The 6,275-nt window shown below is 69.1% G+C and carries 6 protein-coding genes and 1 pseudogene; 4 read left to right on the top strand and 3 right to left on the bottom strand.

Annotated features, from left to right (window positions below):
• Positions 1–450: pseudogene (locus tag G6031_RS15440) on the bottom strand (adenosine deaminase); the annotation flags it as partial.
• On the bottom strand, positions 447–1,916 hold the full coding sequence (locus G6031_RS15435) for an alanine/glycine:cation symporter family protein (protein WP_182653732.1): 1,470 nt from the start codon (positions 1,914–1,916) through the stop codon (positions 447–449). The pseudogene G6031_RS15440 and the gene G6031_RS15435, both read right to left, overlap by 4 nt.
• Before the next feature lie 55 nt (positions 1,917–1,971).
• On the opposite strand from G6031_RS15435, the gene G6031_RS15430 reads away from it, so the two are divergent.
• Positions 1,972–2,862: a patatin family protein gene (locus G6031_RS15430; protein ID WP_338404237.1), complete on the top strand. Its 891-nt coding sequence runs from the start codon at positions 1,972–1,974 to the stop codon at positions 2,860–2,862.
• Positions 2,863–2,938: 76 nt separating this feature from the next.
• On the opposite strand, the gene G6031_RS15425 is transcribed toward G6031_RS15430, so the two are convergent.
• On the bottom strand, positions 2,939–3,085 hold the full coding sequence (locus G6031_RS15425; RefSeq protein ID WP_182653731.1) for a hypothetical protein: 147 nt from the start codon (positions 3,083–3,085) through the stop codon (positions 2,939–2,941).
• A 235-nt stretch (positions 3,086–3,320) separates the two neighbouring features.
• Between G6031_RS15425 and G6031_RS15420 the strand changes: the two genes are divergently transcribed.
• From G6031_RS15420 to G6031_RS15410, 3 genes are all read left to right on the top strand, one after another.
• Entirely contained in the window at positions 3,321–3,506 is a 186-nt protein-coding gene (locus G6031_RS15420) for a hypothetical protein (protein WP_095717709.1), read from the top strand.
• A 159-nt stretch (positions 3,507–3,665) separates the two neighbouring features.
• A complete protein-coding gene (locus G6031_RS15415; protein ID WP_182653730.1) occupies positions 3,666–5,360 on the top strand; it encodes a nitrite/sulfite reductase in 1,695 nt (564 codons plus the stop codon).
• Positions 5,357–6,139 (top strand): phosphoadenylyl-sulfate reductase, encoded by a 783-nt coding sequence (locus G6031_RS15410; RefSeq protein WP_017837640.1) that lies wholly within the window; start codon positions 5,357–5,359, stop codon positions 6,137–6,139. The genes G6031_RS15415 and G6031_RS15410 overlap by 4 nt, the downstream gene beginning before the upstream one ends.
• Positions 6,140–6,275 lie beyond the last annotated feature (136 nt).

Here is a 6,275-nt window from a genome sequence, read left to right as displayed (position 1 = left end):
CTCGAGCGCGTGCGCGCGCCCGGCGCCGCGGTCGATGCTCACGATGGCGCCGGTCCACACCCCGTGGCGCCGGCCGGCCTCCGCGACGGCGGGGAGGATGAACGCCAGGGCGTCCTCGGCCGTGTCGAAGGCGGCGGACTTGTCCGGGATGGAGGCGAACTCCAGCGCCACGACGCCCTGGGCGGCGGCGTCGGCCACCACCTCGTCGAGCAACCGCCCGAGCCGCTCCGGGGTCCGCAGGAGCGAGATGAGCAGGCCGTAGGCATCGAGGAAGCGGGTGAAGTCGGGGAACTCGACGAGCGGCGGGACCTCCACGCCGTCCTCGGCACACCACTCGCGCATGGTCTCGGCCCGCATCGCGGCCTCGAGGTGGACGTGCAGGTGCGCCTTGGGCAGGGCGGCGAAGCGCTCGTACGCGGGGGAGTGCGCGGCCGGTGCCGGGTGGCTCATCCCTTCGGTTCGACGTCGCGCGCCTCGTCGGCGACGTGCTGCAGCGTCATGGGATCGGAACCGTCCCAGGACGTGACGTTCCGGGCCTGAGGCAGGTCGTCACGGTGGAATACCGGGTTGTGGCCCTTGGCCTTCTGCCGCAGGTAGTGCTGCAGCAGGGCCACCGCGAGACCGCTGAGCGGGATGATCGCGATGAGGTTGATGGTGGCCATGACTCCCATGAACAGGTCCGCCATGTTCCAGATGAGGTCGACCGAGCCCAGGCAGCCACCGAGCACGGCCAGGATGACCAGCACGCGGAAGACGCGCAGGGCCACGGGGCTCTCGCGCAGGAAGCGGATGTTGGCCTCGCCGTAGTAGGAGTTACCGAGGATCGAGGAGAAGGCGAGGAAGAAGATGACCACCATCAGGAAGGGCACGCCCCAGTCGCCGACCTGGGAGGCCAGTGAGTCCTGGGTGAGGGTGATGCCCTCGCGGTCGCCGCCGAACTCCGGGTTGGCGAGCAGGATGATGAACGCGGTGGCCGAGCACACGACCAGGGTGTCGAAGTAGACGCCGAGCGCCTGCACCAGGCCCTGCTTGACGGGGTGGGAGACGGAGGCGGTGGCCGCCGCGTTGGGGACCGAGCCCATGCCGGCCTCGTTGGAGAACAGTCCACGCCGCATGCCCTGCATGATCGCCGCGCCGATCGCGGCGCCCGCGACCTCGCGGAAGCCCAGGGCGTGGCCGACGATCAGGGAGATCATCTCCGGGACCTCGGTGATGTTGATCGCCACCACCACGAGGGCGACGACGATGTAGGCGATCGCCATGAGCGGGACCACGATCTCGGTGACCGCGGACAGTCGCCGGATGCCGCCGAAGATCACCGCGCCGACCACCAGCGCCAGCACGACGCCGATGACCAGGCCGGATCCGAGCCCCTCGAGGCCGAACTGGTTGCGTACCGAGGCCGAGATGGAGTTGGCCTGGACGGCGTTGAAGACGAAGCCGTAGGTGACGGTGATGATCACCGCGAAGGCGACCGCCACCGGCTTCCACCCGAGGCCGTCGCGGATGTAATAGGCGGGGCCACCGATGTAGGAGTCCTTGCCCCGGACCTTGTAGAGCTGGGCGAGGGTGGACTCGACGAACGCGGTGGCGCCGCCGATGATCGCCAGCATCCACATCCAGAACACCGCGCCGGGCCCGCCGACCGTGATCGCGATCGCGACACCGGCGATGTTGCCCGTGCCCACGCGGGAGGCGGCCGAGACGGTGAAGGCCCGGAAGGCGGAGATGCCCTTCTTGTCCGGCTCGATGTCCGAGGGCTTCTCGACGATCGTCCTGAACATCTCCGGGAACATCCGGATCTGGACGATCAGGGTGGTGAAGGAGAAGTACAGGCCGGCGATGACGAGTAGCGCGATGACCGCGTACCAGTAGACATCGTTGACGGATGCGATGAAGTCGGCGAGGGCGCTCACTCAGGTGACGGTAGTCGATCATCGCTGATGTGACGATGCGACTTACCCTGGAGTCGTGACCGATTTATCGCCCACCGCTCCGGATGTCGCCGTCCTGTTCGAGGGCGGGGGAATGCGGGCGGTCCATACGGCGGGGGTCGTGGAGACGCTCATCGATGCGGGCATCCACGGGGGGATGGCCGCCGGGATCTCCGCTGGGGCCACGCACGTGGCCAACTATCTGTCGCGCGAGGGCGTCCGCGCGCGGAAGAGCTTCGTCGAACTCGCGGCGGACCCCAACTTCGGGGACTGGCGCAGCTTCGCCCGCGGGAAGGGTCTGTTCAACGCCGAGTACATCTACGAGCAGACCGGTCTGCCGGACCAGGTGTTGCCGTACGACTTCGACACGTTCTCCAGCAGCGGCACCGCCGCGAGGATCGGGACGTTCCGGTGTTCGGACGGTGCCACGGTCTTCTGGACCGAGGAGGACGCCTCGAGCATGCCGGAGCTCATGCGGATGGTCAGGTCGTCCTCGACGATGCCGGTGTGGATGCCGCCGGTGCTGATCGACGGCGAGTACTACGTGGACGGGGCCCTGGGCCATGACGGCGGGATCCCGCTGTCCGCGGCGCGGGAGGCCGGATACGAGAGATTTCTGGTGGTGCTGACCCAGCCGAGTGGATACCGGAAGATCCCGCCGCGGCGACTGACCCCGTTCTACCGCTCGTACTTCCGGCGGTTCCCGGCGGTGGGGGAGGCCCTCCTGCACAGGTGGGCGCTCTACAACGAGACGCTCGACGAGATCGAGGCCCTCGAGGAGTCTGGCGACGCGGTGGTGTTCCGTCCGGAGCGGGTGTTGATCCGGAGTTACGAGCGCAGGGTCGACCGGCTCGCCGAGGCCTACGTCCTGGGGAGGGAGCAGGCCCGGCGGGAGGTCGACACCTGGTTCGAGTTCTGCGGACTGTGACACGTCTTGCACGATCACACCCCGCGAAATGGCGAACGCCCCGGTGGCGGACCACCGGGGCGCTCGTCGCTGGGGATCAGGAGCCGAAGAGCTCCGCGCCGCCACCGAGGGTGTAGAGGATGTAGGACGGCAGGCCGAGCAGGCCGTCGACGGCGGCGGAGCCGACGTTCGGGACGAGGTCGGCGGAGCCGCTGGCGAGGGAGAACCAGAAGTCAGAGAACATGTGGTGTCCTTTCGAGAGGTGGTCCCCCACTGGTTGGTGGGGTACGTCACTCACGGTACTGACGATCCACGGGCGTTTCCACAAACTTGCCTCTCGAGTAAAGCTTCTCAGGATATTCGTAAGTGCCTCGCTGGGGGGTTCCTACTTAATGAAGATCGTCCTATAGTCAGGGTAGGGCGACCAAGATGTAGTCCAAGGGGTGGGCTGACCAGGGCCGCTCTGGAAGGAGTTCATCATGTGGGGCAGTCTCTTCGAGTTCGCCGGGTCGACCGTCGGTGCGGCGGGCAGTCTGGCCACCGACACGGGGTCGACGCTCGTCGACACCCTGACGTTCCTCCCGGTCCACATCGTGGAGGTCTTCTGGTGGACCGTGTTCGGTGTCGCCGAGGATCTGGGGTCGACCATCATGCCGCCGGTCTGACCGACCGTACGGCGATCTGGTTACCGGCCGCCTCCCTCTGCGGGGGGCGGCTGATCGCGTGGGTGGGGCCTGCGCCGCCGGCGGGTGGGGCGAGTGCGGGTGCGGAGCCCGCCGTGCGACATTAGACAGACCGGTCTGTCGACGGCTACCCTCGCGGACATGACCGGTACAGACGCCGCCGCCCGCCCCGCTCGTCCCGCCCGCGCCCCCAAGCCGCAGGGCCAGTGGAAGATCGACGGCAAGCTCACGCTCAACCACAACGAGGAGTTCAAGCTCACCGACGACGCGCTCAATGTGCGCCAGAGGATCCTCGACACCTACTCCAAGGAGGGGTTCGCCTCCATCCCGTCCGACGACCTCTCGGGTCGGATGCGCTGGTGGGGCCTGTACACCCAGCGCAAGCAGGGGCTGGACGGCTCGCGGACCTCCAAGCTCGAGGCCGACGAGCTGCAGGACGAGTACTTCATGATGCGGGTCCGGACCGACGGCGGCGCGGTGACCACCGACCAGTTGCGGGTACTGGCGGGCATCTCGACCGACTTCGCCCGCGGCACCGCGGACATCTCCGACCGGCAGAACATCCAGTACCACTGGATCGCCATCGAGGACGTGCCCGAGGTCTGGCAGCGGCTCGAGGACGTCGGGATCGACACGGTCGAGGCCTGCGGTGACTGCCCGCGCGTGATCCTCGGCAGCCCGGTCGCCGGCGTGGCCGAGTCCGAGATCCTGGACCCGACCCCGGTGATCGCCGAGATCAAGGCCAAGTACATCGGCACGCCCGAGTTCTCCAACCTGCCGCGTAAGTTCAAGTCCGCCATCACCGGGCACCCGAGCCTCGACGTGGTCCACGAGATCAACGACATCTCGCTGGTGGGCGTCCGGCATCCGGAGCTCGGCCCGGGCTACGACCTCTGGGTGGGCGGCGGGCTGTCCACCAACCCGCAGCTCGCCACCCGCATCGGCGTGTTCGTCCGCCAGGAGGAGGCGGCCGAGGTGTGGGCCGGCGTGGTGGGGATCTTCCGCGACTACGGCTACCGGCGCATGCGCACCCGCGCCCGGCTCAAGTTCCTCATCAAGGACTGGGGTGCCGAGAAGTTCCGCCAGGTCCTCCAGGACGAGTACCTGGGCCGCGAGCTCCCGGACGGACCCGCTCCCGAGCGTGGCGTGGGTTCGGGCGACCACGTGGGCGTCTACGAGCAGAAGGACGGCCGCTTCTACGTCGGAGCCGCCCCCACCGTCGGCCGCGTGGGCGGAGAGAAGCTCTCGCAGGTCGCCGACCTCGCCGAGGCCGCGGGCTCCCACCGGGTCCGCTTCACCCCGCACCAGAAGCTGCTCGTCCTGGACGTCGAGCCGGAGAAGGCCGAGGAGTTGGTCGAGGGACTGGCCGCCATCGGGCTGCACGCCCGCCCGAGCTCGTTCCGCCGCTCCACCATGGCGTGCACCGGCATCGAGTTCTGCAAGCTCGCCTTTGTCGACACCAAGGACACCGCCACCGCGCTGATCGGCGAGCTCGAGAACCGGTTCGCCGACGACGCGCCCCTGCGCACGCCGTTGTCGATCCACCTCAACGGCTGCCCCAACAGCTGTGCGCGCATCCAGACCGCCGACATCGGCCTCAAGGGCCAGCTGCTCGACGGCGACACCCCGGGCTTCCAGGTCCACCTCGGTGGCGGCCTGGCCTCCCAGGACCAGGAGTCGGGTGGGCTCGGCCGCACGGTCCGCGGACTCCGCGTGCCGTCCGCGGACCTGCCCGACTACGTGGAGCGCGTGATCCGCAAGTACATGGAGACCGGTGCCGACGGCGAGACGTTCGCCGAGTGGGCCCACCGTGTGGAGGAGGAGGTCCTGGTATGACCGCAGTCGCACTCGATCTGCTGCCCCGCAGCACCGTCCTGACCCCCGGCCCCGGCCGGCGTCGGACGACCGAGGAACTCAAGGCCATCGCCGAGGACGCGGCGCGTCGATTCGACGACCGCGGGCTCTACGGCCACCACGGCGAGGTCGACCCCGCCGAGGTCCTGGCCTGGGCGGGCGAGACCTTCGGCGACGCCCTCGCCGTGGCCTGCTCGATGGCCAACACCGTGGTACCGGAGATGACCGCGCAGTACGCCCCGGGAGTGGACGTGCTCTTCCTCGACACGGGGTACCACTTCTCGGAGACCATCGGCGTCCGCGACGCCCTCGCGTCCACACCGGGACTGAATGTCGTGGACGTGCGCAGCCCCGCGAGCCGCGAGGAGCACGAGGCCGCGCTCGGCCCGCGCCCGTTCGAGACGAACCCCGAGCTGTGCTGCCGCCTGCGCAAGGTGGAGCCGCTCGACGCGGCGCTGTCCGGATACGAGGCGTGGATCACCGGTCTGCGCCGGGTGGACACCGACCACCGCGCCGGAGCGGCGATCGTGGAGTGGGACGCCAAGCACTCGATGATCAAGATCAACCCGCTCGTGGCGTGGACCCTGGATCGCGTCCACGCCTACGCGGAGGAGCACGGGTGCCTCCTCAATCCCCTGCTCGACGACGGCTTCCCGTCGATAGGCTGTGAGCCGTGCACCCACCGCGTCGAAGCCGGAGCGGATCCGCGCTCAGGTCGCTGGGCCGGTTCCTCCAAGACCGAGTGCGGCATCCACCTGTGACGATCGCGTTCGCTGACGCCGCCCCCGCGGCCGAGCGGCCGGCGGCACCCGCGTTGGACGGCCTACCCCTGACGGTGGGGCTGTCCGCGCGCGAGGTGCTGGTGGTGGGCGCGGGGCCCGTGTCGGTCCGCCGCGC

The sequence above is a fragment of the Dietzia sp. CQ4 genome (assembly GCF_014145125.1).
Classification (GTDB): Bacteria; Actinomycetota; Actinomycetes; order Mycobacteriales; family Mycobacteriaceae; genus Dietzia; species Dietzia natronolimnaea.
Note: the sequence above shows the minus strand (reverse complement) of the source record. Positions and strands in the feature narration are given on the sequence as shown.

Excerpts from the sequence above, each read along its gene's own strand:
- G6031_RS15425 (WP_182653731.1), bottom strand. The coding sequence starts at position 3,085 with ATGTTCTCTGACTTCTGGTTCTCCCTCGCCAGCGGCTCCGCCGACCTC.
- G6031_RS15420 (WP_095717709.1), top strand. The coding sequence starts at position 3,321 with ATGTGGGGCAGTCTCTTCGAGTTCGCCGGGTCGACCGTCGGTGCGGCG.
- G6031_RS15415 (WP_182653730.1), top strand. The coding sequence starts at position 3,666 with ATGACCGGTACAGACGCCGCCGCCCGCCCCGCTCGTCCCGCCCGCGCC.
- G6031_RS15410 (WP_017837640.1), top strand. The coding sequence starts at position 5,357 with ATGACCGCAGTCGCACTCGATCTGCTGCCCCGCAGCACCGTCCTGACC.